29 protein-coding genes are annotated in these 26,486 nt (G+C 68.9%); 12 read left to right on the plus strand and 17 right to left on the minus strand.

Going from position 1 to position 26,486, the window contains the following annotated elements; translation table 11 throughout:
- Window positions 1–50 precede the first annotated feature (50 nt).
- Entirely contained in the window at window positions 51–272 is a 222-nt protein-coding gene (locus ACFXHE_RS19010) for an RNA-binding S4 domain-containing protein (RefSeq protein ID WP_379384646.1), read from the plus strand.
- 183 nt (window positions 273–455) lie between these two features.
- Here ACFXHE_RS19010 and rraA read toward each other — a convergent pair whose 3' ends face one another.
- Both rraA and ACFXHE_RS19020 read right to left on the minus strand, forming a co-directional pair.
- Window positions 456–947, minus strand: coding sequence for a ribonuclease E activity regulator RraA (gene rraA, locus ACFXHE_RS19015; protein WP_379384648.1), 492 nt, complete (start codon window positions 945–947; stop codon window positions 456–458).
- A 5-nt stretch (window positions 948–952) separates the two neighbouring features.
- Entirely contained in the window at window positions 953–1,459 is a 507-nt protein-coding gene (locus tag ACFXHE_RS19020) for a nitroreductase/quinone reductase family protein (RefSeq protein WP_379384650.1), read from the minus strand.
- 153 nt (window positions 1,460–1,612) lie between these two features.
- Between ACFXHE_RS19020 and ACFXHE_RS19025 the strand changes: the two genes are divergently transcribed.
- Window positions 1,613–3,853 (plus strand): serine/threonine-protein kinase, encoded by a 2,241-nt coding sequence (locus ACFXHE_RS19025; RefSeq protein ID WP_379384652.1) that lies wholly within the window; start codon window positions 1,613–1,615, stop codon window positions 3,851–3,853.
- On the opposite strand, the gene ACFXHE_RS19030 is transcribed toward ACFXHE_RS19025, so the two are convergent.
- The 6 genes from ACFXHE_RS19030 to ACFXHE_RS19055 all read right to left on the minus strand — a co-directional run bounded on the left by ACFXHE_RS19030 (window position 3,854) and on the right by ACFXHE_RS19055 (window position 7,762).
- A complete protein-coding gene (locus ACFXHE_RS19030; protein WP_354847486.1) occupies window positions 3,854–4,315 on the minus strand; it encodes an SRPBCC family protein in 462 nt (153 codons plus the stop codon).
- A 96-nt stretch (window positions 4,316–4,411) separates the two neighbouring features.
- Window positions 4,412–5,380 (minus strand): copper resistance D family protein, encoded by a 969-nt coding sequence (locus ACFXHE_RS19035; RefSeq protein WP_379384654.1) that lies wholly within the window; start codon window positions 5,378–5,380, stop codon window positions 4,412–4,414.
- Window positions 5,377–5,913 (minus strand): copper resistance protein CopC, encoded by a 537-nt coding sequence (locus ACFXHE_RS19040; protein ID WP_379384655.1) that lies wholly within the window; start codon window positions 5,911–5,913, stop codon window positions 5,377–5,379. The genes ACFXHE_RS19035 and ACFXHE_RS19040 overlap by 4 nt, the downstream gene beginning before the upstream one ends.
- On the minus strand, window positions 5,910–6,566 hold the full coding sequence (locus tag ACFXHE_RS19045; protein ID WP_379384657.1) for a YcnI family protein: 657 nt from the start codon (window positions 6,564–6,566) through the stop codon (window positions 5,910–5,912). The genes ACFXHE_RS19040 and ACFXHE_RS19045 overlap by 4 nt, the downstream gene beginning before the upstream one ends.
- 49 nt (window positions 6,567–6,615) lie before the next feature.
- Window positions 6,616–7,116 (minus strand): hypothetical protein, encoded by a 501-nt coding sequence (locus ACFXHE_RS19050; RefSeq protein WP_379384659.1) that lies wholly within the window; start codon window positions 7,114–7,116, stop codon window positions 6,616–6,618.
- 7 nt (window positions 7,117–7,123) lie between these two features.
- Complete coding sequence (locus tag ACFXHE_RS19055; protein WP_379384661.1) at window positions 7,124–7,762, minus strand: DUF6474 family protein; 639 nt, start codon at window positions 7,760–7,762, stop codon at window positions 7,124–7,126.
- 177 nt (window positions 7,763–7,939) lie between these two features.
- Between ACFXHE_RS19055 and ACFXHE_RS19060 the strand changes: the two genes are divergently transcribed.
- From ACFXHE_RS19060 to ACFXHE_RS19070, 3 genes are all read left to right on the plus strand, one after another.
- Complete coding sequence (locus tag ACFXHE_RS19060; RefSeq protein WP_379384663.1) at window positions 7,940–9,589, plus strand: TM0106 family RecB-like putative nuclease; 1,650 nt, start codon at window positions 7,940–7,942, stop codon at window positions 9,587–9,589.
- Window positions 9,586–11,541 (plus strand): molecular chaperone HtpG, encoded by a 1,956-nt coding sequence (gene htpG / locus ACFXHE_RS19065; protein WP_379384665.1) that lies wholly within the window; start codon window positions 9,586–9,588, stop codon window positions 11,539–11,541. The genes ACFXHE_RS19060 and htpG overlap by 4 nt, the downstream gene beginning before the upstream one ends.
- A gap of 314 nt (window positions 11,542–11,855) precedes the next feature.
- Complete coding sequence (locus ACFXHE_RS19070) at window positions 11,856–12,056, plus strand: cold-shock protein (protein ID WP_033085228.1); 201 nt, start codon at window positions 11,856–11,858, stop codon at window positions 12,054–12,056.
- A 156-nt stretch (window positions 12,057–12,212) separates the two neighbouring features.
- Here the strand turns inward: ACFXHE_RS19070 and ACFXHE_RS19075 are convergent, their stop codons facing one another.
- On the minus strand, window positions 12,213–12,980 hold the full coding sequence (locus ACFXHE_RS19075; RefSeq protein ID WP_354847511.1) for an SDR family NAD(P)-dependent oxidoreductase: 768 nt from the start codon (window positions 12,978–12,980) through the stop codon (window positions 12,213–12,215).
- 143 nt (window positions 12,981–13,123) lie between these two features.
- Between ACFXHE_RS19075 and ACFXHE_RS19080 the strand changes: the two genes are divergently transcribed.
- Window positions 13,124–14,032 carry an SDR family NAD(P)-dependent oxidoreductase gene (locus ACFXHE_RS19080; RefSeq protein WP_379384667.1) on the plus strand — a complete coding sequence of 303 codons (909 nt, stop codon included), beginning with the start codon at window positions 13,124–13,126 and terminating at the stop codon, window positions 14,030–14,032.
- Window positions 14,033–14,060: 28 nt separating this feature from the next.
- The gene (locus ACFXHE_RS19085) at window positions 14,061–14,705 is read left to right on the plus strand and encodes a TetR/AcrR family transcriptional regulator (protein WP_379384669.1); all 645 of its coding nucleotides are present in this window, start codon (window positions 14,061–14,063) and stop codon (window positions 14,703–14,705) included.
- Here ACFXHE_RS19085 and ACFXHE_RS19090 read toward each other — a convergent pair.
- The 3 genes from ACFXHE_RS19090 to ACFXHE_RS19100 form a co-directional block, all read right to left on the minus strand.
- Window positions 14,646–15,395: a TMEM165/GDT1 family protein gene (locus ACFXHE_RS19090; protein ID WP_379384670.1), complete on the minus strand. Its 750-nt coding sequence runs from the start codon at window positions 15,393–15,395 to the stop codon at window positions 14,646–14,648. The two genes, ACFXHE_RS19085 and ACFXHE_RS19090, sit on opposite strands and share 60 nt — an antisense overlap.
- A gap of 294 nt (window positions 15,396–15,689) precedes the next feature.
- The gene (locus ACFXHE_RS19095) at window positions 15,690–16,211 is read right to left on the minus strand and encodes a peptidase (RefSeq protein ID WP_379384672.1); all 522 of its coding nucleotides are present in this window, start codon (window positions 16,209–16,211) and stop codon (window positions 15,690–15,692) included.
- A gap of 192 nt (window positions 16,212–16,403) precedes the next feature.
- On the minus strand, window positions 16,404–17,027 hold the full coding sequence (locus tag ACFXHE_RS19100; protein WP_354847526.1) for a superoxide dismutase: 624 nt from the start codon (window positions 17,025–17,027) through the stop codon (window positions 16,404–16,406).
- A 195-nt stretch (window positions 17,028–17,222) separates the two neighbouring features.
- Between ACFXHE_RS19100 and msrA the strand changes: the two genes are divergently transcribed.
- Complete coding sequence (gene msrA, locus ACFXHE_RS19105) at window positions 17,223–17,903, plus strand: peptide-methionine (S)-S-oxide reductase MsrA (protein ID WP_379384674.1); 681 nt, start codon at window positions 17,223–17,225, stop codon at window positions 17,901–17,903.
- Between the two features lie 97 nt (window positions 17,904–18,000).
- Here msrA and ACFXHE_RS19110 read toward each other — a convergent pair whose 3' ends face one another.
- Window positions 18,001–18,612, minus strand: coding sequence for a hypothetical protein (locus tag ACFXHE_RS19110; RefSeq protein ID WP_379384676.1), 612 nt, complete (start codon window positions 18,610–18,612; stop codon window positions 18,001–18,003).
- Between the two features lie 311 nt (window positions 18,613–18,923).
- On the opposite strand from ACFXHE_RS19110, the gene ACFXHE_RS19115 reads away from it, so the two are divergent.
- The 4 genes from ACFXHE_RS19115 (at window position 18,924) to ACFXHE_RS19130 (ending at window position 22,317) form a co-directional block, all read left to right on the plus strand.
- Window positions 18,924–19,295: a rhodanese-like domain-containing protein gene (locus ACFXHE_RS19115; protein WP_379384678.1), complete on the plus strand. Its 372-nt coding sequence runs from the start codon at window positions 18,924–18,926 to the stop codon at window positions 19,293–19,295.
- Window positions 19,296–19,313: 18 nt separating this feature from the next.
- On the plus strand, window positions 19,314–20,411 hold the full coding sequence (locus tag ACFXHE_RS19120) for a DUF4328 domain-containing protein (protein ID WP_379384680.1): 1,098 nt from the start codon (window positions 19,314–19,316) through the stop codon (window positions 20,409–20,411).
- Window positions 20,408–21,175 (plus strand): glycerophosphodiester phosphodiesterase, encoded by a 768-nt coding sequence (locus tag ACFXHE_RS19125; protein ID WP_379384682.1) that lies wholly within the window; start codon window positions 20,408–20,410, stop codon window positions 21,173–21,175. Before ACFXHE_RS19120 ends, ACFXHE_RS19125 begins: the two co-directional genes overlap by 4 nt.
- 224 nt (window positions 21,176–21,399) lie before the next feature.
- A complete protein-coding gene (locus ACFXHE_RS19130) occupies window positions 21,400–22,317 on the plus strand; it encodes a DUF5926 family protein (protein ID WP_379384684.1) in 918 nt (305 codons plus the stop codon).
- Between the two features lie 415 nt (window positions 22,318–22,732).
- Here the strand turns inward: ACFXHE_RS19130 and ACFXHE_RS19135 are convergent, their stop codons facing one another.
- The 4 genes from ACFXHE_RS19135 to ACFXHE_RS19150 form a co-directional block, all read right to left on the minus strand.
- Window positions 22,733–23,281 carry a ferritin gene (locus ACFXHE_RS19135; RefSeq protein WP_379384686.1) on the minus strand — a complete coding sequence of 183 codons (549 nt, stop codon included), beginning with the start codon at window positions 23,279–23,281 and terminating at the stop codon, window positions 22,733–22,735.
- 93 nt (window positions 23,282–23,374) lie between these two features.
- Window positions 23,375–24,643 carry an LCP family protein gene (locus ACFXHE_RS19140; protein ID WP_379384688.1) on the minus strand — a complete coding sequence of 423 codons (1,269 nt, stop codon included), beginning with the start codon at window positions 24,641–24,643 and terminating at the stop codon, window positions 23,375–23,377.
- 242 nt (window positions 24,644–24,885) lie between these two features.
- Window positions 24,886–25,680, minus strand: a complete 795-nt coding sequence (locus ACFXHE_RS19145; RefSeq protein ID WP_354847548.1) for a CPBP family intramembrane glutamic endopeptidase — start codon at window positions 25,678–25,680, stop codon at window positions 24,886–24,888.
- Window positions 25,681–25,714: 34 nt separating this feature from the next.
- Entirely contained in the window at window positions 25,715–26,485 is a 771-nt protein-coding gene (locus ACFXHE_RS19150) for a DUF2470 domain-containing protein (protein ID WP_379384690.1), read from the minus strand.
- Window position 26,486: the final 1 nt, after the last annotated feature.

Raw genomic sequence — 26,486 nt, forward strand, 5'->3', positions numbered from 1 at the left:
GGTGGGGGCGGCGTTTGGTGTGGAGACGGCCGCGGGTGAGGATGTACCCCATGTCGGATCCAGTCGATGTCCCGATCGAGGACGATGTCATTCGACTCGGCCAGTTCCTGAAGCTGGCGAACCTCATCGATTCCGGTTCGGAAGCCAAGACGGTTATCGCCCAGGGCCTGGTTCGTGTCAACGACGAGGTGGAGCTGCGACGGGGTCGCCAGCTACATGCGGGCGATGTGGTCGCACTGGCCGGGCACAAGGCCCGGGTCACCAACGGCTGAGCGCGCTTCGCGGGCAAGGTACTCCCGGATCCGTAGGGGTTCGGTCTGCGCCCCGCGCGGCTCACCGCGTTCCCTGCGGGTTGCCGGCGGCGTGACTCCCGCGGGGGCTCGGGGGCTGGGCCCCGGCTCCCCATTCTCGGGGGTACGGAGGCCGTTACCCCTGAGAGCTTCCCGAGAGTTGGGTCAATCCTCGCTGCGAACGACAACGCCGTCATGGTCGCTGTAGAGCATGTCGCCGGGAACGAAGGTGACGCCGCCGAATTCGACGGTGACATCCTTCTCGGCATTCGCGCCGGTCTGGGTGCTCTTGCGCGGGTTGGTGCCCAGCGCCTTGATGCCGATGGGCAGGGTGCGCAGGATGGCCGAGTCCCGGACCGCGCCGTTGACGACGACGCCGGCCCAGCCGTTGTCGACGCCGCGGCCCGCGATGATGTCGCCGACCAGCGCGGTGTGCACGCTCGCGCCGCCGTCCACGACGAGCACGCGGCCCGCGCCGGGTTCGCCGAGGGTCTGCTTGACGAGCAGGTTGTCCTGGAAGGTCCGGATGGTCACGATGCGGCCGGCGAAGGCCTCGTGGCCGCCGAACTGGATGAACTGGGTGTCGCAGCTGCGGATCTCGGGGCCGATCTCGTCGGCGAGGTCGGCGGTGGCAATGGCGTTCGCTGATTCGGTCACGGGAACTATCTTGTCAGGGCGAATATGCGCAAGTCACGAGCGGTGCGATTGCGGTAGGCGGTGTACGCCTGCGTGGTCTCCTCGAAGCGTTCGAAGATCGTCTGCTGGCGGTCCTCGTCGGTGACCAGGGCGGCGGTGACCGGAATGTGCTGCCCGGCGATGGCGACCTCGGCGGCCGGACTGGCGAGCAGGTTGGCGGTCCACGCCGGGTGGTGGGACTGACCGAAGTTGGATCCGATCACGTAGAGCGTGTCGCCCTCGTGCACGTAGAGCAGGGGAGTGGTGCGCGGCTGCCCGGATTTGCGGCCGACGGTGGTGAGCAGGATGACGGGCGCGCCGATCGGGCCGAGCACGGTGTACTTGCCGCCGGTGCGTTCGAGCACCTTGCGATCCAGCGGCGTCAGTTTGCGGATGACCAGCGAGCCGACCTTGGTGGCGGCGAACGGACTGGCCAGGCGGGACAGCAGATTGGTGCGGGAACCCCAGATCCGCTCGGGAAACTGCTCACTCATACCGCGACTCTAGTGGCCCGTGACCGGCGGTGTTGTGCCGTCGCGATGCGCTCTGCGGCTGCCGAACGATCTATCTACAAGAGTTAATCAACCGTGCAGTCGGATTCTCGGGCGCATACTGGCGACACCCGATGAGTCCAGGTCGGGAGAGGCATGAACGTAGAACAGGCGGTCGACTCGGGTGCTGTCGACGAGACCCGCTCCCTGCTGGCGTCCGTGCTCGCCGGATTCCAGGCCGCCTGGGAGGCTGCCGCGGCGCCGCCCCGCCTGGCCGAATTCCTGCCACGCACACCGCACCTGCGCCGCCTGGTGCTCATCGAACTGATCAAGGTCGACCTGGAATACCGCTGGATCCGCTACGACTTCCCCAAGCGCCTGGCCGACTACCGGGCCGAGTTCGACGAATTGCGTTCCGGTCCACTGCCGCCCGATCTGGCCTACGAGGAGTTCCACGCGCTGCGGCGTTCCGGGCTGCACGGGAATGGTCACGGTGCGGCGGTGGATGGCGGCTGCCATCCGACCGAGGTCGCCGCTACCGAATGGGCCGAGCACGACTACCGCAGCACCCTGATCGCCCGGCCGCAGGCCCAGCACGCCCTGGAGGGCATCGAGGTCGGCGATCGGCTGGACGATTTCGATCTGCTGGTGGAACTGGGCAGCGGCGCCTTCGCCCGGGTCTTCCTGGCCCGGCAGCGGTCCATGCAGCGGCTGGTGGCGGTGAAGGTCTCGCAGAACCACGGCACCGAATCCGAGACCCTGGCGCGGCTGGATCACGAGCACATCGTGCGCGTCTTCGACCAGCGGCTGCTCGGCGACCGCGAGCTGAAACTGCTGTACATGCAGTATCTTCCGGGCGGCACGCTGTCGAAGGTGCTGGCACTGGTGCGTTCTCGCGAGCCGGCCGATCGGGACGGCGGGCTGCTGCTGGAGGCGGTGGACGCGGCCATGCGGGACCGGGGCGGCCTGGTGCCCGGCGAATCACCCACGCGCGCAGCGATGCCGGAGCGCAGCTGGCCGGAAACCGTTGCCTGGCTGGGCAGCCGGTTGGCGCGCGCACTCGACCACGCGGCCCGGAACGGGGTGCTGCACCGCGATATCAAGCCCGCCAATGTGCTGCTCACCGCCGATGGCAGCCCGAAACTGGCGGATTTCAATATCAGTTTCAGCGCGCATGTGGCGGGGACCAGCCCGCTGGCCTACTTCGGCGGCTCGCTGGCGTACATGTCCCCCGAGCAGCTGGCGGCCTGTCACCCGCAGCTGCCCGAGACCGCCGTGGATCTGGACGGCCGCAGCGACATCTACGCGCTGGGGGTGGTGCTGTGGGAGCTGCTCACCGGCCGCCGCCCCTTCGACGACGAAACCCGCGCGGGCGATTCGGAATCCTCGCTCGAACGCATGCTCCGGCTGCGCCGACACGAGATCGAGCCCGCCCGCCTCGACGACCTGCCGCCGGACTGCCCGGCCACGCTGCGGCGGGTGCTGCTCAAATGCCTGGCCCCCGATCGCGAGGACCGCTGGGCCACGGGTGCGGCGCTGGCCCAGCAGCTGGACCTGTGCCTGGATCAGCGGGCCCGGGATCTGGTGGATCCGCCGGCGAGCAGCTGGCGGTCCCGGGTCGGCCCGTGGTCGCTGCTCGCGCTGATCACGGCGGCGAGCATGTTCGGTGACGGGCTCGGCATCGCCTACGCCAACCTGCACAATCATCCGCTGTTCGCGCTCTGGTTCTCGCCGGGGGAGCAGGCGCGGCTGCGGTTGGTCGGCAATCTGATGTTCCTGGTCTCCACGCCGGCCGCCATCGCGCTCACCAATTACATGTGCCGCCGGGCGTTCATCGTGTGGCGCGGACTGCGGCGGGGCCGGACCTACGACCCGGAGACCCTGGCCCGGGCGCGGCGCGACACCCTGATCGACGGCGACCGGGTGGCGCTGCTGGCCTTCGGCTGGTGGGTGGTGTCGGCCGCGATTACCGCCATAGCGCTGGTCGTGTATACCGGCCTGCCGCCGGGGCGCATTGTGAATCTGGTTGCGACGATGCTGGTTTCGGGTGCGATCGCGGTCGCGTACCCGTTCTTCGTGGTGACGTTCTTCGTGGTGCGCTGCTTCTATCCGCGGCTGCTCACCCACGGTGAGACGGCGCGGGATCACGATGCCCTGCGCGCCCTGAGCCGTCGCTGCACCCGGTATCTCGCGGTGGCGGTGGCGATTCCGTTGATCGGAGTGATCGCGAGTCTGACGTTCCTGACCGCCGAAGAGGTTTCGCTGGAGCTGATCTCCATCTACGCGCTGTGCGCGGTGGGTGTCCTCGGGTTCCTCGGCGACTACTGGCTGTTCCGCCGGACCGAGGCCGATCTGCGGGCCTTCGCGGGGGTCGGCGGCTCTGGCGACCCCGGGTGACTAGGCGGACGTGCGGGTGGTGTGGAACGCGGCGACCTGGGTGACCAGATTGTGGGTGGAGCCCTTCACCGCGAGCTTCACGAACGGCTCGATGGTCTTGCCGAGGATCTTGCCCGCGATGCCGCCGGGGACCCGGTAGTCGACGATGGCGTCGATGGTGCAGGATTCCTCGCCCTTGTCGTGGAAGAGGAAGGTGGATTCGATCTCGAAGCCCTTGATGGACTTCACCGCGATGGCGGAGCCGGGTTCGTGCCGGACGATCTTGATAGTGGAGTGCAGGGTGATCGGGCCCAGCTGAATGGTGCCGTCGAAGGTGGCGTCCACGCCTTCGACCTGGTCGGTCAGCGGGGTGAAGGCGCTGATCTCATTGATGAATTTCGGCAGGTGCCGGTAATCGTTGACGTAGGCGAAGGCCGATTCGGCCGAGGCGGCGCAGTCCGCGACGATCTTGACTTCGGTCATGGGCGCAACTGTAACGTGTTCTAGTTTTCCCCGCAGGTCTTGTGATGCATGCCATCTATGAACCGGCACACCCGAATTCGAGAACCGCGGACCACCTCACGCGGTGACGGCCAGCGTACCGGCCAGCCCGAACACTAGCGCCATCACCAGCACTTCGGCAATCGCGCGCCGCAGCGAGTCGTCCGCGGTCATGCGGTGATCGGCGACCTTGGGCACCCAGCTGCGCCGCCACCACCAGCCCAGCCCGAGCAGCACCGCCAGCAGCACCGTCTTCGCCAGCAGGATCCGCCCGTACCCGCTGGTGAACAGCGGGCTCACCCCGCCGATCCGCACCAGCCCGTTGATCACCCCGGTCACCATCACCGTCACCACCAGCGGCATCGCCCACGCCGAGTACCGCGGCAGCAGCACCGCCCACTCGCCCCGGGTGCGCACGGTCAGCGCCAGCGCCAGCAGCAGGCCGAACCAGGCACCGGCCGCCAGCGCGTGCAGCGCCGCCAGCACCGAACCGAGCGGCTGCTGCGACATGTGCCCGGTGATCGGCCGCAATGCCAGCGTGACGGCGGTGAACACCAGCACCAGATCGCCGGTGGCCCGGTCGGGCCGCCGGAATCCGAAGGCGCTGTAGATCGCCACCGTGCCGCTGCCGATCAGCAGCGCGATACCGATCTGCCCGCCGCTCACGTGCGCGAGGTAGTCGCCGAACTGCGCGGCGCTCAGCTGCCGCGCCGTAATGCCCTGCACCTCCGCGGCTTCCAGCGCGAGCACGGCGAATTCCATTGCCGCCCAGAGCGCGGCGAGCACGGTGAGCGGCCGCCACTGTGGAGTCAGCCGGTCCGAGAGCCGCGGCAGCGCGGCCAGGCCCAGCACCGTCGCCCCCGCGCAGTCGGCGAGGACCCGGACCGGGGCCTCGGCCTGCACGGGTTCGGCGGCGGCCAGCGCCCAGGCCAGGGCCGCACCGGCCAGGGCGATCGGGATGACCAGCGTCAGCAGCCATCTCGGTGAGCTGCCACCGCCGGTCGTCCCGCGCTCCCGGCGACGATCGGTGCGGTCGATCCGATTCACCTGCGCTGCTTGCCCCGTCCGCCGAACAGGGCGAAGGCCAGGCCGCCGCCGAACAGCACCACCGCGCCCACGATGAAGATCCACAGCGGCACCCCGCCGCCCCCGGAGCCGCCGGACTTGGCGGCACTGTCGGCCCTGGGGCCCGGAGTTCCATTGCCGGGCTTGGTCAGTGTGAACGTCCGCTTGCCGCTGACCGGATGCCCGTCCGCCGAGGTGACCCGGTACGCGATGGTGTATTCGCCGGTCGGCCCCAGCTCACCGACCTCGATGCTGATGGTCGGTCCCTCCACCTTCGGCTGCCCCTTCGACCACAGGTTGTGATCCGGCCCGGTGACCGTCATGGACGGGTAGGCCGCCTGCAGGTTCTCGTTGAAGGTGATGCTCACCGACGCCGGTGAGGTGTCGATCTGCGCGCCGTTGTCCGGGCTGGAGGAAACAGGGGTGGAGTGCGCGCCGGCGACACCGCCGCCTAGCAGTGCGAATCCGGTGACCAGCAGGCCGGTGACCAGCCCGGCCAGCAGCTTGCGGTTCACGACCGCCGTCCCCGGATGACGCTGCCGAGGCCGAGGGCCGCGCCCAGCGCGCCCAGCGCCAGGCCGACGCCGCCGAGCCAGCGGGCGGTGTCGTCGCTGCTGCTCTTGTCGCTCGCGGCGGCATCCGTGGCGGCCGGGGCGTCGTCATCGCCGCCGGTGCTCTTGGCCAGGGTGAGGCTGGGGGCCGGGTGATCGGGCTCGCTGCCGTCGGCGTTCATGGGCTGGTTCCAGTCGACGACCTTGCCGTCGCTGTAGGTCTGGGACGTGTTGAAGCTGACCTTCTCCTGCTTGGGCAGCGGGCCCACGGAGAGCGCGAAACGCTGGAACTGGCCGGGGGCGACGCCCGGGTTGCCCGGATCGGCGGTCCAGGTGACCGCCACGGCCTCGCCCTGGGCGTTCTTGTCGACCTTGGCGGTCCAGCCCGCGATGGGCTCGGTGCGTGCGCTCTTCAGATTCGGCAGCGTCACAGTGAGTTTGGTGGTGGAGGCGGTGTCGGACTCGGTCGGCACCCGGAAGGTGGCGACGGCGTAGCCGCCCTGGCTGGCGCCGGGGGCGTCCACGACCACGTGCGCGGCGGCGATGCCCGCGCCGGACAGCAGCAGGCCGGCGGCGGCCACCGACGTGACGAGGGTGCGCGAAAGGGAGGTGTGCATGACTGTATTGCCTTCTCTGACAATGGTTACGGGTAGATAGGAACGGGGGTTACGCCGTAACCGGTGGCGCGCGCGGTCCGCTCGCGCCCAGGGCGAGAAGGGTTTTCGGGGTCGGGACCGATCGCGGGCGGCGCGCCTGCGCGGCCCGTGCCGGACGTCCGCCGGGCCGGGTGAGGATCACCCGGACGGCGCTCGAGATCAGCCCGTAGAGCCGCTCGGCGGCCAGGATCAGGATCGCGCAGCCGGCCGCCGCCACCGCGTGTGCGAGCAGCATCGGCCCGTGCGCGGTGAATTCCATTGCGCCCGCGGCATGCCCGTGCTGCACGAGGCCGCTGAGGGCGAGGTGGCAGACGGGCTGGCCGGCCACCATGAGGATCGGCAGCGCGGCGGGAGGCCGCAGCGCGGCGGCGAGCGCGCCGATGACGGCCGCCGCCAGCATCAGCAGCATCAGCCCGGAGGAGCCGGGGTAGCCGCCGCCCGCGAACCCGTGCGCGCCGACCGCCAGGGCCGCCATGGCGACGCCTGCCAGTCCACCGCGCATCGGGCTCATGGGTGTCTCAGCTCACGCCGAGGCGGGCGAGCACGTCGGCCTCGATACCGGAGAGCTCGTTGGAGATGGAGGCGTGCACGGCGCGGCGGCGCGGCACCGGCATCTGGGCGGCGGTGCGGACGGCCGCGGTCAGGCTGTCGAGCCGATCGCGGCTGGCGGTCACGAACTTCTTGGTCTCGGTGTCGGAGTTCTTGGACTCGATCTCCGACAGCGTGGACTCCACGCCCGCGATGCGCGCCTGCAGCTTCGCGCCCGGACCGGAGAACTCGCTCAGCTGATCGAGCCCGATGCCCAGCTGCTGGGCGCGGCGGGTGTCGAGCTGCCCGCGCACGAAGGTCGCGCCCCGGTAGGCGAGCGGGGCCAGCACCGGCACCAGCACCCGGGCCACGCCCAGGTACTTCCGGATCGAGGCCGCGCTGAACGGATCCCGTTCGGCCCGGGCGGCGATCTTCTGCGCGGCCTTCTCCTCGGCCTGCAGCTTGGCGATCTCCGCCTTGGCGACCTGCTTCTGCGTGCGCGCTGCCGCCCGGTTCTTCTTGCGCTCGTTGCGCGCGCCGAGCTTGGCCTCCATGCCGGCCTTGTGTTTGAGGGCTTTCGCCTCGGCCCGACGGCTGACCCGCTTCTTGCGCTTGCCGAACAACCCCATTGATGGCCTCCGTCATGCTGGTTCGCCATGGCAGCACAGGGCCGGGGGAAATGCCTGTCCGCCCATGAAACACAGTTTGCGAATCACCCTAACGGGTGGGTTCGCCGCGCAGCGAGCGCCTTGGGGTTTCGGTGCCAGTTCGTAGGGATGTCGGGGGTTGAGGCCATACTGACTGGCGTGTATTCGGGCATCGGTGACCATGGTGAGCGTGCGGCATTCCTGGATGCGCGTGCGCTGATCGGCTGTCGGCACCGGCTGCATCTGGATGCGAGTTATCCGGGCATGTTGACCGGGGTCGCCGAGGACGCGGGCGTGCAGCAGCGACGAGAAGCCGCTTCGGCGCACCGATCTCACGTGCGGGACACGCTGGTCGCCGCGGCGCCCGGCAGCTGGACGGTCATCGATCCGAAGCAGCCCGCGCCGCAGCGGGCCGCGGCCACCATGGCCGCCATGACGGCGGGGGCGGACCGGATCTGGGGCGGGCTGCTGCCGCAGGAGCCCGACACCGGCCGCCGCGGCGGCTGCGAAATCCTGTGGCGCGACAGCGATCGCGGCGGATACATCCCGGTCATCGTGGTGAACCACAAGGTGACCGATCCGCGGCAGCCGGACCCGGCCGACCACCACCCGACGACCAGCGATCTGTACCAGTGGAATCCGCAGCCGGACCGGCACGTCCGCACCCGGCCGCAACCGCGGGACCTGCAGCGCCTCGCGCACCTCTACCGCATGCTGCAGCGGCACGGGCTGGCCAGCCCCGCCCTGGTCGGCGGCGCCATCGGCTATCACTTCGACCGGGTCCTGGTCCACGACCTGGGCCCCGTCCTCGCCGATTACGACATCCGCTACGCCGAACGCATCGCGGTGGTGCGCGGCGAACTCCCCACCGTCCCTTCGAAAGTCCCCGAGTGCCGCCAGTGCCCCTGGTGGAGCCGCTCGCCCGAGGAGGGCGGGCGCAGCTGTGAGCAGTGGCTGTCCGAGCACCGCGATGTGAGCCTGGTGGCGCCGGGCTCGCGCGCGGAGGTGCTGCGCCGCCACGGCGTCGAGACCATCGACGATCTGGCGTCCTGGAGCGGCGACGATCCCGACGACTGGCAGTACGAGCCGTTCACCGAGGCCGTGGTCACCGCCCGCGCCTGGGCCACCGGCGCGCCCCTGGTCCGCCGGGTCGACCGGGTGCGGGTCACCCGCGCCGACGTCGAGGTGGATGTGGACCTGGAGAGCTTCCAGGAGCACGGCGCCTACCTGTGGGGCACCCTGCTGGACGGCGTGTACCGCCCGTTCGTCACCTGGGACCCGCTGCCCACCGAGGACGAGGGCCGCTCCTTCGCCGAGTTCTGGACCTGGCTCATGGAGGTGCGCGCCCAGGCCGCCGCGGATGGCAAATCCTTTGCCGCCTACTGCTATTCGCGCACCGCCGAGGACAAGTGGCTCTACGAGTCGGCCCGCCGCTTCGCCGGCCGCCCGGGCATCCCCACCGAGCGCGAGGTGCAGCGGTTCGTGGACGGCCCGCAGTGGGTGGACATGTTCCAGGCCGTGTCCGAGCAGTTCATCTGCCCGAACGGCAAGGGGCTCAAGAAGATCGCGCCGGTCGCGGGCTTCCACTGGCGCGATGCCGAGGCCGGGGGAGAGGCGTCGATGGCCTGGTACCGCCTGGCCGTCGCGTACGAGGGCGGCGAGCCGGACCTGTCCCAGCGCACCCGCATCCTGGAATACAACGAGGACGACGTGCAGGCCACCAAGGTGCTGCGGGACTGGATGACCGACCGGGCCGACGCCGAGGTTCCGTCCATCGCCGACTTCGCCCGACGTAATATCGCGTCGTGACCGAACACGTCGAACACCTGGAGTTTCAGGCCGAGACCCATCAGCTGCTGGAGCTGATGATCCACTCGGTGTATTCGAACAAGGACACCTTTCTGCGGGAGCTGGTCTCCAATGCCTCCGACGCACTGGACAAGCTGCGCCTGGAGACCTTCCGCGACAAGGACCTGCACGCCGACACCTCCGACCTGCACATCGAGCTCGAAGTCGATCGCGACAACCGCGTGCTGACCGTCCGCGACAACGGCATCGGCATGTCCCGCGCCGAGGTCGTGGACCTGATCGGCACCCTCGCCAAGTCCGGCACCGCGCAGCTGCGCAAGCAGCTGCTGGAGGCCAAGGCCGGTGACCAGCAGGCCGAGGAGCTGATCGGCCAGTTCGGCATCGGCTTCTACTCGACCTTCATGGTGGCCGACAAGGTCACCCTGACCACCCGCAAGGCGGGCGAGAACACCGGCACCCGTTGGGAATCCGCAGCGGGCAGCTCCACCTACTCGATCGAGGAACTGGACGACGCCCCGCAGGGCACCACGGTGTCGCTGCACCTGAAGCCGGCCGACGAGGACGATCACCTCTTCGACTACACGCAGGAGTGGAAGCTCCGCGAGATCGTCAAGAAGTACTCGGATTTCATCGCCTGGCCCATCCGCATGGATGTCGAGCGCACCGTCCTCGACGGCGAGGGCGAGGACAAGACCGAGAAGACCCTGGTCGAGACCCAGACCCTGAACTCCCAGAAGGCGCTGTGGACCCGCCCGCGCAGCGAGGTCTCCGACGAGGAGTACACGGAGTTCTACAAGCACGTCGCGCACGCCTGGGACGATCCGCTGGAGATCATCCCGATGCGGGCCGAGGGCACCTTCGAATACCAGGCGCTGCTGTTCATTCCCTCGCACGCGCCGTTCGATCTGTTCACCCGCGAGCACAAGCGCGGCGTGCAGCTCTATGTGCGCCGGGTGTTCATCATGGACAACTGCGAAGAGCTGATGCCGGAGTATCTGCGCTTCGTCAAGGGCGTGGTGGACGCGCAGGACCTGTCGCTCAATGTGTCCCGCGAGATCCTGCAGCAGGACCGGCAGATCCAGATGATCCGCAAGCGCCTGGTGAAGAAGGTGCTGTCCACGGTCAAGGACCTGAAGAACGCCGAGGACCAGGCCAAGTACCAGGAGTTCTGGCGCGAGTTCGGCCGGGTGCTCAAGGAGGGCCTGCTCTCCGACCACGACAATCGCGAAACCATCCTGGGCGTCTCGTCTTTCGCGTCCACGCATTCGGACAGCGAGCTGACCTCGCTGGCGCAGTACGTCGAGCGCATGCCGGAGACCCAGTCGGCCATCTACTACATGACCGGCGAGACCCGCCAGCAGATCGAGAACTCCCCGCACATGGAGGCCTTCCAGGCCAAGGGCCTCGAGGTGCTGGTGCTGACCGATCCGGTCGACGAGATGTGGGTCGGCTCGGTCACCGAGTTCGAGGGCAAGCCCATCGTCTCCATCGCCAAGGGCGAGGTCGATCTGGAGACCGAGGACGAGAAGAAGGCCTCCGAGCAGCTGCGCGAGCAGCAGGAGAAGGACTTCGCCGACATTCTCGGCTGGCTGCAGCAGACGCTGGACGCCGACGTGAAGGAGGTGCGCCTGACCAACCGGCTCACCACCTCCCCGGCCTGCATCGTGGGTGATGTGTTCGATTTCACCCCGATGCTGGAGCGCATGTACCGCGCCTCGGGCCAGGAGCTGCCGCACAGCAAGCGCATCCTCGAGCTGAATCCGGCGCATCCGCTGGTCACGGGTCTGCGCGAGGCGTACGCGGCGGCGTCGGGCGCGGACGAGAAGCCGGTGGAGCTCACCGAGACCGCCGAATTGCTCTACGGCACCGCGGTTCTCGCCGAGGGCGGCGAGCTGAAGGATCCGGCGCACTTCGCCCGCATCCTCGCCGACCGCCTGACCCGCACGCTCTGAGGGTCGTTCACGGATCGGGCTCCTGCGGTGTTTCCGCAGGAGCCCGACCTATAGCAAGCGGGAATTGGTCATGCCCTGTTTGTCGCTAGTGTGACGATTCACATCTCTCGATGATTTCGGGAACTCGCCACGGACGCGTACGTTGTACGTCTTGGTCGTAAGTTTTCGTGTTCGTGTTCAACATGCTCGCGCGGAACAGTGTGCGGGCGTCGCTTCACCTTGCCAGGCAAGTTGCAAGCCGCCTTCTGATCGACCCCGGGTACCGCGGCCGCGGTACCCACGCACTAAAAGAAACACCTCGTCAGGAGAAGGTAATGGTTCAGGGCACCGTCAAGTGGTTCAACGCGGAGAAGGGCTACGGCTTCATCGCCCGCGAAGACGGCCCCGACGTTTTCGTCCACTACTCGGAGATCGAGGGCAACGGCTACCGTCAGCTCGAGGAGGGCCAGGCGGTCTCCTTCGAGATCACCGAGGGCAAGAAGGGCCCCCAGGCTGCGGCCGTCCGCCCGCACTAGGGAGGCTGCGGGCTCTAGCCCCGCAACTCACTGAGTCGTGAATTGGCAAGGCCCGCACCGGAATCCGGTGCGGGCCTTGTTGCTGTCCGGGGGTCCGGGGCAGGCCCCCGAAATTCCCTGATGGGGATTCGGGGGCGAAGCCCCCGAGGCCCAGCGTCAGCGCGGTGCCATGCGCAGCGCGCCATCCATGCGGATGGTCTCGCCGTTCAGGTAGTCGTGCTCGGTGATGTACTGCGCGAGCTGCGCGTACTCGTCCGGGCGGCCCAGGCGGGACGGGAACGGCACGCCCGACTCGAGGCCCTTGCGGTACTCCTCGGTGACGCCGGCCAGCATCGGAGTGTCGATGATGCCGGGGGCGATGGTGTTGACGCGGATGCCGAACTGCGCCAGGTCACGCGCGGCCGGGACGGTCATGCCGGCGACGCCGCCCTTGGAGGCGGAGTAGGCGATCTGCCCGATCTGGCCCTCGAAGGCCGCGACCGAGGCGGTGTTGATGATCACACCTCGCGAGCCGTACTCGTCGACCGGGTCGGTCTTGGCGATGGCGTCGGCGGCCAGGCGCATCACGTTGAAGGAGCCGAGCAGGTTCACGGTGATCACCGTGCGGAACAGCTCCAGGTCGTGCGGGCCGTTCTTGGACAGGATGCGTCCCGCCCAGCCCACACCGGCGCAGTTGACGACAATGCGCAGCGGCACACCGGATTCCACGACCGTGGCGACCGCGGCGGCCACCTCGTCACCGCTGGTGACGTCGGTCGGGATGAGGGTGACACCGGCGGGGACGCTGTCGCCCGCACGCTCGATGGACTGAGCCAGATCCAGGCCGAACACGGTCGCGCCGGCGTCGGCGAAACGCTTGGCGGTGGCGGCGCCCAGCCCGGACGCACCTCCGGTGACAATGGCGGCGGAGCCCGAAATCTCCACGGTGATTGGTCCTCTCGACTGTGGACGGCCCTCTCACTGGCCCTCCGTCAATAGGCACCATAGCCGGGCTGTGCGCACGCCTACGCAAGAGGCTCGCAAGATTTGCGAACACGGGTGTTCGTATAAGTGGTAGTTTCACAGACATGAACGTCAGCACGGCCGGTCTTCGCCGTGGATTCCGCCGTCCGGCCCCGCGAGTGGCCGGCAAACGCATCCTGATCACCGGCGGGGCCCGTGGCATCGGGGCCGCCCTGGCCCGCCAGCTGCACGTGCACGGGGCGCACGTGGCCCTGCTCGGCATCGAGGAGTCACTGCTGGCCCAGGTCGCGGCCGAATGCGGGGACGCGCCCTGGCGCTACTGCGACGTCGGCGACCCGGCGCAGGTGGAGCGGGTCGTCAACTCCCTCACCGCCGAACTGGGCGGCCTGGACGCGGTGGTGTGCAATGCCGGGATCGCCCGGCAACTGTCCCTGCTCGACGGCGACCCCAGCGTGCTCGAGGAGACCCTCACGGTCAATGTGCTCGGCGCCTACTACACGCTGCGCGCCGCCGGACCCCACCTCGCGCACCCCGGTGGCTACGTCCTGCTCATCTCCTCGCTCGCCGCGGCCATCCACCTGCCCCTGGCCGGCGCCTACAGCGCCTCCAAGGCCGCGGTTGAGGCGCTCGGCGACACCCTGCGGATCGAACTGCGCCACACCGGCGCCCGGGTCGGCATGGCCTACTTCGCCGAACTCGACACCGAGATGACCAGCCGCGGTTTCGGCACCGAGGCCGCGCGCAGCATTCTGGGCCGCTCCACCGTCTCCGGCATCGCCCCGCTGGGCCCGGCCATCGACGCCTGTGAACGCGCCCTGGCCCGCCGTTCCCGTCGCATCGTCTCGCCGTACTGGGTGAGCATGGTGCTGTGGTGTCGTCCGCTCGCCCAGCGCCTGGTGGACTATTCACTACGCGGGGGCGTGGCCGGCGGACTCGAGATCGCCCGCACCGAACCGGCGGATTTCACGACCGATCAACCGGCTCGCTCCAGCAGAATGAGAAAGCTCGCCTGAATCGCTCGAGGCCAACGGAGTCCTGCACATGCCCGAATCGGCAACCCGCCAACTGCCCCGCGGCCGCCACGGCCTGCCCCGCGAAACCGTGGTGGCCGCCCAGCGCGACCGCATCCTGCTCGCTCTGGCTGAGGCGATGGCCGAGAACGGTTATGTCGGAACGCCGGTGGCCGCGGTGATCAAGCGGGCCGGCGTCTCCCGCGAGACCTTCTACGAGCAATTCCGTTCCAAGGAGGACTGTTTCGAGGCCGCCTACGAGCGCGCCGCGGAACTCATGCTGACCGGCATCCTGACCGCCACCGGCGCGGAATTCGACGGCGAGACCCGCACCGAGCGCATCGAACGCGTGCTCGGCGCGTACCTGGATGCGCTCGCGGGCCAACCCGCTTACGCCCGTTTGTTTCTCGTCGAGGTCTACGCGGTCGGCCCCGAGGCCATCGCGCGCCGCACCCAGCTGCAGGAGACCTTCGTGGCCATGGTCGCCGATGTGCTCGGCGCGGACACCGAGGAGCAGCGCTTCGCCTGTCAGACCCTGGTCGCGGCCCTGAGCGCCATGGTCACCGCCCGGGTCGCGGTGGGCGACCTGGACGGGCTGCGGGAGTTGCGGGAACCGCTACTGGACCTCGTGCGGCGCAGCGGGGACCTGTTCGGCAATACCGTGCTCGGTGACTGAGCTCGCCGGGACGACGGTCTCGGCCCGGCGGTGCAGCAGCCACAGCGCGCCGCCGGCGAGCGCCGGCAGGGCCAGAGACAGCACCGCGATGGCCGGGGTGCCCAGGCCGTGGGCGAAGGCCTCCAGCAGGGTCAGCGCACCGAAGTAGAGGAACAGCAGGCCCGAGCAGCCGGCGATGAACCGCTCCGGAATGTGCTTGCCGACGGTCACGCCGATCAGGATGGCGAGCGCGCCCGCGGCCACCATGCCCGCAACCGACCCGATCCACACCGCGACCCAGCCGTTCTTGGTGGCCAGGGCCATGGTGGCGAACATGGTGCGGTCACCGAGCTCGGCCAGCAGGAAGGCCGACAGCACCACCAGGAACGCCGAGCGCGACTTCGGCTGCGGCGCGATCTCTCCCTCGTCCTCGCCGGCGTTCGACGGTAGCGTCTCACGCAGGGTCCACAGGCCGACCGCGATGAGAGTGGCTGCGGCACACAGGGAAATGACTCCGGTCGGCAGCGCCGCGCCCAGGAAGTGGCCGACGCCGACGGCGATCAGGTTCACCAGCACGCTCGCGACGGTGATGCCCGACAGCACCACCCACCAGTGGTAGCGCAGCGCGAAGGTCAGGGCCATGAGTTGCGATTTATCGCCCAGTTCGGCGAGGAACAGCACGCCGAAACTCAGCAATATCGTGGCGATCATGAAGGTCAGCTCCCAGGTCTCCGGCCTGTCGGCTGAAATGCGGGGACGCTTCAGCCGACACCGCACCGGTCAATCGGTTTGGTTTTCGTCGGCCGAAGGTCTCGCCCACCGGAGAAGATCCGGTTCACGCGCCGGATCCGGGAGGATCAGTATGTCGACGGCGTGATTGGGGGCTACTCCCCTTCGCTCGGCCGCCATGTTACCCCGGCAAACCAGGCGCGGGCAAATGGCCGTTACCCAAATCGCAATGCGCACAATAAGTTTGGCGATGCTGCCGAAAGGTTTCGGTTACCCTTATGCGGCCAGCAGCATGGCCAGAACCGCGGTGTCGGGATCACTGATCGGATCCACCCCCACCCGCGAAACCATCGAGGTCACCGTGCCGTCGCTGTCGGTCTCCACCCAGGCCGCCCGATGTTCGAGTCCCAGATGCGGCAGCCCCGGCAGCAGCAGGCACCCCGAGGCCGCGCCCGCGCACTCGGGCAGCGAGGGCCGCGTCTCGCGCGGCGGGTGCAACATGATCAGGGCCGGTGGCACATGACCGGCAAACATGCCCGGCTGCAACCCTTCCGTCCCCAGCACCGTGCCCTCGGCGATCACCAGCCCCACCATCGCGGGATCCGGGTCATCGGGGAGTTCCTCGCGCGCCCCGAACACCGTCGAGGTGGGCAACAACCCCGGCAGACCGGCCACCCGCACCGCGAGCACCAGCAATTGCGCCCATTCCTTGGTGGACTCCGGCCAGCGTCCGGAGATCACGAAACCCTGCAGCGAACCATGCGCATGGAACGGCATGACGCCGACCTGACCATTCATGATGTGCCTCCCGAACCTCCCGGGGGCGACTGTGCCCGGTGCTGCTGTTGGGAACACCAGGTTGTACCCGAACAGAACTGGCACACAAGTACCAGAGAGTGCTAGCACCCGGACCCCGCAAATGCGAAAGGCCCGCGAACCGATGCGGTTCGCGGGCCTCAGGCGTACGAGCGGGCCGGAGCCCGACGGGCATCAGCCGAAGATCAGACCCTTGCCCTGGTTGACCGCCTTGGAGTAGCGGTCCTGAATCTCGGCCCAGTTCACGACGTTCCAGAACGCCTTCACGTAGTCGGCCTTGACGTTCTTGTACTGCAGGTAGAAGGCGTGCTCCCACATGTCCAGGCCGAGCAGCGGGATGATGCCGAGCGGCACGTTGCCCTGCTGGTCGGTCAGCTGGAAGGTGAGCAGCTTGTTGCCCAGGGTGTCGTAGCCCAGCCAGGCCCAGCCGGAGCCCTGCAGGCCGTTGGCGGCCGCCGAGAACTGCGCGACGAACTTGTCGAAGGAACCGAACTCCTCGTCGACGGCCGAGGCCAGGTCACCGACCGGCTTGTCGCCGCCTTCCTTGGACAGGCTCTTCCACCAGAGGGTGTGGTTGACGTGGCCGCCGAGGTGGAACGCGAGGTTCTTCTCGTTCAGGAAGATGGCGGCGTGGTCGTCCTTGGCACGCGCCTCCTCCAGCTTCTCGAGGGCCGCGTTGACACCCGCGACGTAGGCCGCGTGGTGCTTGGTGTGGTGGATCTCGTTGATCTGCCCGGAGATGAAGGGCTCCAGGGCGCTGTAGTCGTAATCGAGGTCTGGCAGCGTGTAAACAGCCACGATGTCCCTTTCCGTGTCGGGGCCGTGTGCCCTCGGCAGGTGCCGAGGCGCACCCAACCATCATTCGTACACCCGCTCGTCTCCAACCGGGCTGCGCGCCCCCACATTCCACCCGATGTATATCTTTCCCAACCTTTGGAATTCGCCTGAACGCAACGCCGCTGCCGGTCGTGCCCGGTCCCGTAGCATCGAGTCATGTCGTGGTACGACGAGTTCGTCGGGCGGGTGCGACTACCGGAACCGATCATGGTGACAGCCGGGCAAGCGTTGCCCGGCCGTTCCGAGCCGCTGGTGGTACCGGACAAGCACTATGTCAGTGGACATTCCCTCAAACCTCCGTTTCCGGCGGGCACGCAGCTCGCGGTGCTGGCCATGGGTTGCTTCTGGGGTGCGGAGCAGGGCTTTTGGGAGCTGGACGGCGTGTACAGCACCGCCGTCGGCTACGCGGGCGGATTCACCCCGAACCCCACCTACGAGGAGGCGTGTTCCGGCCGGACCGGGCACACCGAAGCGGTGCTGGTGGCCTTCGACCCGCAGGTGATCGACTACGCCGCGATCCTGAAGCAGTTCTGGGAGAACCACGATCCGACGCAGGGCATGCGGCAGGGCAACGACCGTGGCACCCAATACCGTTCGGCGATCTACACCCTCGGCGACGAGCAGCGCGCGGTGGCCGAGGCGACCAGGGCCGGCTATCAGGAACGGTTGACGGCGGCCGGATTCGGTGAGATCACCACCCAGATCGCCCCGCTGCCGGACCTTTCCGCCTTCTTCTTCGCCGAGGGCTATCACCAGCAGTACCTGGCCAAGAACCCCGGCGGCTACTGCCCGGACCACGGCACCGGCGTGAGCTGCACGATCGGGCTTGGCGCGTAAGCACTTGGGCGGACCATCGCGCAGGCACGTCGGCGGGTCACATCGAAAGGGGTTCCGGGACTTGGTCCCCGAACCCCTCGAGCGTGTCCGCCCCTCGCTACAGCGGTGGGACGACATCCGGCCGCATGGTGCGCGGGTCGCCCGCGTCGTGCGCCTGCCACCACCGGACGCCGCCGGCGATGAAGTCCGGCAACGGGATCGGGTTGCCCTGCCTGTCGGTGACCTCCACGCCCTCGAACCACACGCGCACGTCGAGTTCGCGCGGGTCGACGCCCTCCTCCTGGGAGAACTCCATCATGTGGGCGCCGGGCGTGTCGCTCAGCGTGGTGTCGAAGCTCAGCAGTTTGCGCCACTGGCTCCAGGAGCTGTCGGCGAGGTCGAGGAAGTCCCAGCCGTGCAGCGCGCCGCCGCCGAAGCTCCGGACGGCGTCGTGCAGGCCGTCGAGAGTGAGCGGGAGCACAACCGGCTCGTTGTCGTCCCAGCGCTGCCGGCGTAGCGAGGCGGCGACCCGGTTGACCCCGGTGAGGGTCAGATAGATATCGCAGTCCGCCGGCGGGGGACCGTCCTCGGGCAGGGTCAGCACGTCGAGTTCCAGCCGTAGTGTGGCGCGCGCCGTGTCGACGTCGATGCCGAGGCATGTCGCCTCCGACAGCGCGCGGTTGAGTCCGTTGATGTCCAGGCCGTCGAGTAGCCCCCTGCTCACAGTCATAGCGCCAGGCTACCGATCTTGCCTGGCCGGACCCAGGATTTCCGTTATTCGGTAGTGTTGTCGTTTTTTTCGAGTGCGAAAGGAACCGCGCGCTCACCTGCGGCGTCAGACTGGATGGGGCCTTTCGGGACAAAGGCCCGAGGTCGGTCGCTCCGGAACGGGGAGGGGACTTCCGGATCGGCCGACCAGGACGAATCGGTCGTCTATCAACCTGTGGATCAGGTTGTGGATTATGTGGATAACTCCCGAAACCAACCCTGCGCAGGCACGGAACTCCACAGCCCTCGCGCGCGCGTGGCAGGATCGGAACCGTGACGAACCCCCACGTGCCCACGGTGCCGATCGACGCGGTTCCCGCGGAATTCGACGCTGCGGACGGCTGGGGTTCGGCCGCGCCCGTGCCCGCCCAGCTTCTCGACGTCCGCGAGGACGACGAATGGCAGATCGGCCGCGCGCCCGGCGCTATCCACATCCCCATGACCGACGTGCCCGCCCGGCTCGACGAACTCGACATCGACGCCGAGATCTACGTGATCTGCCGGCAGGGCGGCCGGTCCGTACCGGTGGTGGAGTACCTGAACCAGATCGGCTACGAGGCCGTCATGGTCTCGGGTGGCATGGTGGCCTGGCAGCAGATCGGCAGGCCGCTCACCGGTGACGGTCCCGAGGCGAAGATCTACTAGGCGCGGAGAGGTGGAGCGATGAACGGGGGACAGGTGGGCCGATCGCGATCCGCCGTCGTACAGCCGTGCGCCCGCTGTGGCGCGCGCTGGGCGGTACAGGGCAAGCCGCTGCACTGGTGCCCGCGCTGCCACGGTGTCCTGCTCTCGCCCGCACCGGTGGACGCGCCCGCCGACCGGCGCAACTACCGCTGGGTGGCCCGCCCGCCCGGCCGCAGAACCCATGGCGCGCAGCCGGTCCGGCGTCCGGGTCCGCTGCAGACGCCGCGGTACCACCGGATTCCCCAGTGGGGCCTGCAGGATCGGCCCCCGGTCGCGGCCACCGCGCGGCATCGCCCGCTGGCCGCGCTGAGTGACCGCATCACCGTGCTGCTGCCGGCCACCGCCGGTGTGTTCGTGTTCTCCGCCCTGGCCGAACTGGGCCGGTACAGCGTGTTGCTGCGCAACCGCACCCGCCTCATCCCACCCTGGCTGCTGTGGATTTCCGATGCGGCAGTGACGGTTTCCGCGGTGGTGGCCCTGGTGCTGGCGCTGGTGTCGGCGGTGGCGCTGGTCGGCTGGCTCACCGAAACCCGCCGCAACGCGTACGCGAGTGTGGGCGAGTCGGATCCGCGGTCGCTGCGCGCCCTGGTGCTGGGCTGTGTGGTGCCGATCGTGAATCTGGTGTGGCCGGGCATCTTCCTGACCGAGGCGGCCCGGTTGCGGTCGGCGGTCGGTGCGGATCCGCGGCTGCTGCGGGCGGTCCGGATCTGGTGGGCGGCTTGGCTTCTCGATGCGGTGCTGGTGCTGGTGGCGATCCTGTACCGGTTCGCGTCCTCGCTGCAGGTGCGGGCCGACGGCGTGCTGGCGAGCATGTGGACCGATCTGGTCGCGGCCGGTGTCGCGGTGGCCTCGCTCGGGCTGGTGCACGCCTTCGCGGGCCTGGATCTGCGGGGCCGCCCGAAGACGCTGCGTCGCTGGGTGATCGCCACCGGGCCCGCGCGGCCGGTGATCGAACCCGTGCGACGCGCGCCCGCCGCCGTGGTCGGGAATGATGCAGTGGTCGGGGATGATGCAGCTTCCGGGGATGACGCAGAGGCGTCCCCGGCCGCGGAGCAACAGGAGGTAGTGGCGAAGTGAGCCGGGCCAGTCGTGCGCCGTTCGTGGTCGCGCACCGGGGGGCGTCGGCGGCGCGACCCGAACACACCCTCGCCGCCTACGATCTCGCCCTGCAGGAGGGCGCCGACGGCGTCGAATGCGATATCCGCCTGACCCGCGACGGGCACCTGGTCTGCGTGCACGACCGCACCGTGGATCGCACCTCGAACGGATCGGGCGCGGTCAGCGAGATGACTCTCGAAGAGCTGAAGGCGCTCAACTTCGGTACCGCGGAGGAACCGGAGGGCGTGCTCACGCTGTCCGAGCTGATCGAGCTGGTGCTGGACTGGAAGAGCCGTCCCACCAAGCTTTTCATCGAGACCAAGCACCCGGTCCGCTACGGGGCGCTGGTGGAGACCACGCTGCTGACCGAACTCACCCGCTACGGCATCGGCGCACCCGCCTCGGCGGATCACTCACGCGCGGTGGTCATGTCGTTCGCCGCCACCGCGGTCTGGCGGATCCGCCGCGCGGCCCCGCTGCTCCCCACCGTCCTGCTGGGCGAGTCCTCCCTGTACCTGTCCGGCGGCGCCGCCCACACCGTCGGCGCGACCGCCATCGGCCCGTCCGTGCGCACCCTGCGCGAGCACCCGGACCTGGTCGACAAGGCCGCCGCCGCCGGCCGCGCCACCTACGTCTGGACCTGCGACGATCCCGAGGACGTCCAGCTTTGCGCCGACCTCGGCGTGGACTGGATCGCCACCAACTACCCCGCCCGGACGAAAGCCGTCCTGGCCAACGCCTGAATCCGCCCGGACCCCTGCGCTCGAGCACGTCACCACAAGTCACGCCCCCGCACCCACAACCACTTCAATGGGATTTCGCAATGGTTCGCGGCCGTCTCGATTCTGGACTGACGTAGCGGGGGGAGCGAAGCGGAGGAGCGGAGGAGGGAAGAATCGAGACTTCGGGGCCGCGAACCCCGCCCGGAGCGAAGCGGAGGGCCAAAGACACAGTAGGTTTGCCAGTCATGGGTAAGAGCAAGCGCAACAGTCCCAAGCCGGACTCGAATCGGGCGCAGAAGCTGGCCGCCCGCCGCGCCGAACAGGAGGCGGCGGCGCAGGCCGTGACGCGGCCCTTCGAGGGCTTGGCCGCCGAATGCGATCTGGTGGCGCTACGGGAGTTCGTGCCGTCGGCGACCGCGACCTTGAAGCTGTCGCCGAATGTCGCCGCGGAGCGGGCCGTCACCCTCGCCACCGTGCTGCCGGGCGCGGTTGCCGCGCTGGTGCGGGCCGGTGACGAGCCGATCGGTTTCGTCGGCACGCAGGTGCAGTTCCAGTCCGCCGATCCGGCGGCGGATCTGGCCGCCGCCGTGCTGTGGACACAGTCCGCCACCCCCGGCGAGTCGCTGAGCGCCGCGACCGTGGATGGCACGCCGCGGCTCACCGAGGTGCTGGATCCGGGTGCGGCCCTGGATCTGACCGTTCACCAGGACTTCAACTGGTGGGTGCCGGCGGGTGTCACCCCGGATCCGCAGGTGGCCGCCACCATCGAGCAGGCCAATCAGGCCATCATGCCGTCGGCCCGCCTGGAGCTGGGTGCGGACGCCGTCGGCGCCGCCTGGTGGGTGGACGCCGGCGAGAAGGCACACATCCGCTGGGTGCGGCCGGAGGACGAGGACCGGCTGATGCTGGCGCTGGCGCGGCTGCACGCGGCCGGTGATCTGCACCTGGGTGAGGGTTCGCGGTTCGCGGGCTCGTTCCGCACCCACGGTCTGCTGGTGCCGGTCTTCGACCTGGATCCGGAGCGGCACGCGAGCGAGTGGGAGGGCCCGGCCCGCGAGTTCGGTGCGAAGCTGGCGACCGCGCTGCAGTCGGACGCCCCGCTGACCTCCGAGGAGCGCCGCTCCCGCGACGGCCTGCGGTCGCGCCAGGTCACGCTGCGCTGACTCCGTCGGGCTGAGCAGCCGCGGTACCGGCATGGTCCGGGCCGTTCTCCGGTGAACTGGATTCACTCGGTGAACGGCCCGGAATTTTGCGTGGATTTTTCTGAAAAGTGCCTGTTTCGCTCCGAGTGCTCGGTTAAGTTCTCTTCACCCCGGAAGTTCAGGGGATCCGGTGATCATCACACCGGATATCAGATGAGGAGAAAAACCATGGATGCCATTCTGGCCGTGGTCAAGTCGCTGTTCGGCACGTTGTCCGCCAACGCCACCGGCACTGTCACAGTGCCGCAGAAGTAAGGAAAAGGCGGGTACATATCGCACCGAGCACATGCAACAGGCCCGGTCCAGCGCAAGGGACCGGGCCTGCTGTGTGAATCCACCGGGCCGGGAACCGAATTACCTTCGGCCCACGGAGTAATTACAGCGAGCCGCCCGCGGCGTGCGGCGCGCCGGACGCGTCCTTCGGACCGCTCATTTCCCGCTGCACGAAATTCTCCAGGTCGAAAAGATTCGCGCTGGCCCGCTCGGCGACGGTGAGCAGGGTATTCATGGTCGCGACTTCTTCGACCTGTTCCTTCAGGAACCACTGCATGAACTGCTCGCCCTGGTAGTCGCCCTCTTCCCGGGCGGTCCTGGCGAGCTGGATGATCTGCTCGGTGACGGCCTGCTCCTGTGCGAGCGCCAGCGCGATGGGCTCCTTGGCATTCGCGAATTGCGTAGTAGCGGCCTCGGTTCCGGGCATCTCGACGGCGATGTCGTGATCGATCAGGTACTGCGCGATCATCATCGCGTGGTTACGCTCTTCGACGGCCTGCTTGTAGAAATACTTGGCCAGGACCGGCAGATCGGCATTGTCGAACCACATCGCCACCGCGATGTACTGGTGTTCGGCATTGAATTCGTTGCGGATCTGATCCTGGAGCAAGGCCTGGAACTTGCTGCGCTTGGTCTGGGTTCGGGTGGACATGCGGATGACATTAATGCCTGGTCAAACCGCGTGTCATCCAAGTACAGCCTTATTGAGTACAGCCTTATTGAGGCAAGTATTGCCTAATTCGGCCTAGCTGCCGACGGTGGTGATCAAGTCCTGCGGGATCTGCTGATCCTTGGCCAGAGCGTCGAAGAAAGCACTCGCCTTCGTCTTGTCCCAGAGCAGTACATTGCCGCTGCCGGCCACGTCCTCGAATCCACCGACCGGGACCGTCGTGGTGATGGGATCGCTGTTCAGCGCATTGCCGAGGCTCGCCAGATCCCAGATGTGCGCGCCCTTGTCGACCTTCAGCGCCGAGGTCAGATCCCGCACCAGCGGCCAGGACCGGAGCGGATTGGCCAGCGTGCCCGGGCTCGCCGCCTTCTTCAGCAGGGCGCTGAGGAATTTCCGCTGGTTGAGCATGCGATCCAGGTCCGCGCGCGGGGTGGCGCGGGACCGCACGAAGCCCAGCGCCTCGGGCCCGTTGAGCGTCTGGCAGCCCGCGGGCAGGTCGATACCGGCCAGCGGATCCTTCATGGGGGTGTCCAGGCACATCTGGATGCCGCCGACCGCGTCCACGATATTGGCGAAGCCGCCGAAGCCGATCTGCACATAGTGGTCGATGTGCACGCCGGTCGCGCCCTCCACCGTCTTGACCAGCAGCGATGCGCCGCCGGCGGCGAAGGAGGCATTGAGCTTGTCCTTGCCGACGCCCGGGATGCTCACATACGAGTCGCGCGGCAGGCTCACCAGCGTCGGTCGCCCCGACTTCGGGATGTGCACCAGGATGACGGTGTCGGTGCGCTCGCCCTCGACATCGGAGGAGTCACCGGTGGACAGCTGCTGCTCCTGATCCTTGGACAGTCCCGAGCGGCTGTCGGAACCCACCAGAAGCCAATTCGTCCCGGGCGTGTCGCCGATCCGGCCCGAATAGTTCGCGAGGGCGTCGATCCGGGTCAGGTGGGTGTCGACATAGATGGCCGCCGCGATCGGCAGCAGCAGGAGCACCAGCAGCAGCGACAGGATCCAGCGGAACCAGTGCCGCTTCCTGCGGGGCCGGGAGCCGCGCGGCGGGCGGCCGTCGCCGCCGCGGCGCCGGCCGGGTGGTGGCGGGGGAGTGCGCGGCGGCTCCTCCCGGAAGGGGACCGGCTGCTGGGTCGGCGCGTGACCCATGGGGGCGGCGGCGCGCTCCCGCGGGGGCGGCACCCGATTGCCCGGCGGCGGCATCCGATTGTCCCCGGGCCCGCGATTGTGCAGCGGCGGAACGCGATTCCCCGGCGGCCGCTGCCGCGGGGCCGGGTTCCCGGGCGGGACCTGCGAATAGGCCAGGTCCGGACCGGATTCATGGCGTCGGATCACCTGAGTTGGTTCTATCCGCGGCCTGCCGTCGTTAACGGGCCGGCCGTCCGCGGGCGGCCGGTGAGACGAAGGTCTCTGCGATTGCCCGGGATTCGCTGCGGGTCGAGGCGGGTACGCCGGGGGCTCGCCCGGGCGTCCCGGCGGCGGCTCCCGGCGTATCCGTGCAAAGTGCTGGGGGTCGTCGCCGTTCATCACTGAAAACAGTACCGACCGCGGCGCCCGCGTGGCTCGTTCCGATCGGATTACGGCAGCCAGGAGACGTGTCCGTGCAGGAAGGTGTACCCGATGTAGGCGATCGAGTCGATGAGCGCGTGCGCCAGCAGCAGCGGCCAGAGCCGGTTGGTGCGCTGCCAGTAGCGTCCGAAGATCAATCCCATCACCAGGTTTCCGAGCCCGCCGCCCAGGCCCTGGTACAGGTGGTAGCTGCCGCGCAGGATCGCCGACGCCAGCAGCGATCGATTCTCCGTCCACCCCAGCGCCCGCAATCGCGAGATCAGGTAGGCGACGACCAGCACCTCCTCGGCCGCCGAGTTCGCCCACGCGGACAGCACCAGCACCGGCAGCCGCCACCAGTGCGCGAGCGAACTGGGCACGATGGTGACGCTCACACCCAGTGCGTGCGCCGCGAGATACAGTCCCAGCCCGGGGATTCCGATCACGGCCGTGAGCGCGAGTCCCGGGAGCACGTCCGCCCGCCAGCGCAGCCGCCGCGCCAGTCCGATCGCCCGCGGCGCGATCCCGCTGCGCCACAACAGATAGAGCCCCAGCGCCGCCCAGCCGAGCAGACGGGCCACGCTCAGCAGCTGGAAGAGCAGGTCGATGGTCGACCGGGTGGCCCGTGGCGCATTCAGCGCGACGGTCTGCCCGCCCACCCCGCCGGGCGCGAGCGCGCTCTCGAGCAGTGACAGTGCCGCATTGGCCCCGCTGAGCCCGAAGGTGACGACCAGCACCACCGCGATCTCGAGTTTGATCGCCCGCCGGCCCGATTCGGACGATTCGGGCGCGGGCCACACGGGTGCGGGATCAGCCGAAACCATGCCCGCCAATCTAGGCGGGCGCCCGGCGAACTCGTCAGATGCGGTGCAGACCGCCGTGGAAGGGGTTGCCCGCCAAGGCGTGTACCGCGCGGCCGAGGGATTCGATGTCGTGCGCCGGGGCCTCGAACGGGATGCGGATGTCGTGGTCGCCCTCGATGGCCTCGACGCGCAGGGTGACGCCGTAGCGGTCGATGGCCAGCGGATGGATCAGGGCGCCGCGGCGCAGGGTGTGCGGCAGCCGGCGGGCCAGGCGATCCACCACATCGGGGTGATCGGCCTGAAGATGTTGCAGCCAACCGGCTTCCAGCGCGCAGAACGGATCGGGTCGGGCATCGCGCAGCTGCTCGCGGTCGACCGAGTCGGCGCCGGCGGTGTCGGCCACCACCGCGGAGTCGATGACCAGCCGCAGCAGGACGGCGGTGTGGCCGACGTCGAGCAGGTCCGGATGCGGATGGTCGGCGGCGACCGCGCCGGCCAGCGCGCGCTGGGCGTGCGCGGGCACGGCGTGCGCCCAGCCGCGCAGCCAGACCAGGGTGCGGACGCGTTCGCGCAGCGGCAGCGGGGCCTGGTCGGTGAGTTCGAGCACCGCGGGGGACCCGTTCGCGCCGCAGCCGAGGACGAGACCGGCGGCGGTGGAGTTCATCGGGACCGCCAGCACCATGTCCCCGCACTGCCGCAGCAGGTGCACGGAGGTGGGCACCGGGTCGAGGCCGGGCAGGGCCAGGACCGCGTTCTCGGCGTGCGCGCAGGCGGTGTGCACGCGCTCGGCGGTAGTGGGTGCGACGACCTGGGCCGCGGGTGGCATA

Origin of the sequence: Nocardia sp. NPDC059229 (assembly GCF_042754165.1) — a bacterium.
Taxonomy (GTDB): domain Bacteria; phylum Actinomycetota; class Actinomycetes; order Mycobacteriales; family Mycobacteriaceae; genus Nocardia.

Coding starts and splice junctions, on each gene's coding strand:
- ACFXHE_RS19010 (WP_379384646.1), top strand. CDS start 51: ATGTCGGATCCAGTCGATGTCCCGATCGAGGACGATGTCATTCGACTC.
- ACFXHE_RS19020 (WP_379384650.1), bottom strand. CDS start 1,459: ATGAGTGAGCAGTTTCCCGAGCGGATCTGGGGTTCCCGCACCAATCTG.
- ACFXHE_RS19025 (WP_379384652.1), top strand. CDS start 1,613: ATGAACGTAGAACAGGCGGTCGACTCGGGTGCTGTCGACGAGACCCGC.
- ACFXHE_RS19030 (WP_354847486.1), bottom strand. CDS start 4,315: ATGACCGAAGTCAAGATCGTCGCGGACTGCGCCGCCTCGGCCGAATCG.
- ACFXHE_RS19045 (WP_379384657.1), bottom strand. CDS start 6,566: ATGCACACCTCCCTTTCGCGCACCCTCGTCACGTCGGTGGCCGCCGCC.
- ACFXHE_RS19050 (WP_379384659.1), bottom strand. CDS start 7,116: ATGAGCCCGATGCGCGGTGGACTGGCAGGCGTCGCCATGGCGGCCCTG.
- ACFXHE_RS19055 (WP_379384661.1), bottom strand. CDS start 7,762: ATGGGGTTGTTCGGCAAGCGCAAGAAGCGGGTCAGCCGTCGGGCCGAG.
- ACFXHE_RS19070 (WP_033085228.1), top strand. CDS start 11,856: ATGGTTCAGGGCACCGTCAAGTGGTTCAACGCGGAGAAGGGCTACGGC.
- ACFXHE_RS19080 (WP_379384667.1), top strand. CDS start 13,124: ATGAACGTCAGCACGGCCGGTCTTCGCCGTGGATTCCGCCGTCCGGCC.
- ACFXHE_RS19085 (WP_379384669.1), top strand. CDS start 14,061: ATGCCCGAATCGGCAACCCGCCAACTGCCCCGCGGCCGCCACGGCCTG.
- ACFXHE_RS19090 (WP_379384670.1), bottom strand. CDS start 15,395: ATGATCGCCACGATATTGCTGAGTTTCGGCGTGCTGTTCCTCGCCGAA.
- ACFXHE_RS19095 (WP_379384672.1), bottom strand. CDS start 16,211: ATGAATGGTCAGGTCGGCGTCATGCCGTTCCATGCGCATGGTTCGCTG.
- msrA (WP_379384674.1), top strand. CDS start 17,223: ATGTCGTGGTACGACGAGTTCGTCGGGCGGGTGCGACTACCGGAACCG.
- ACFXHE_RS19110 (WP_379384676.1), bottom strand. CDS start 18,612: ATGACTGTGAGCAGGGGGCTACTCGACGGCCTGGACATCAACGGACTC.
- ACFXHE_RS19120 (WP_379384680.1), top strand. CDS start 19,314: ATGAACGGGGGACAGGTGGGCCGATCGCGATCCGCCGTCGTACAGCCG.
- ACFXHE_RS19130 (WP_379384684.1), top strand. CDS start 21,400: ATGGGTAAGAGCAAGCGCAACAGTCCCAAGCCGGACTCGAATCGGGCG.
- ACFXHE_RS19135 (WP_379384686.1), bottom strand. CDS start 23,281: ATGTCCACCCGAACCCAGACCAAGCGCAGCAAGTTCCAGGCCTTGCTC.
- ACFXHE_RS19145 (WP_354847548.1), bottom strand. CDS start 25,680: ATGGTTTCGGCTGATCCCGCACCCGTGTGGCCCGCGCCCGAATCGTCC.
- ACFXHE_RS19150 (WP_379384690.1), bottom strand. CDS start 26,485: ATGCCACCCGCGGCCCAGGTCGTCGCACCCACTACCGCCGAGCGCGTG.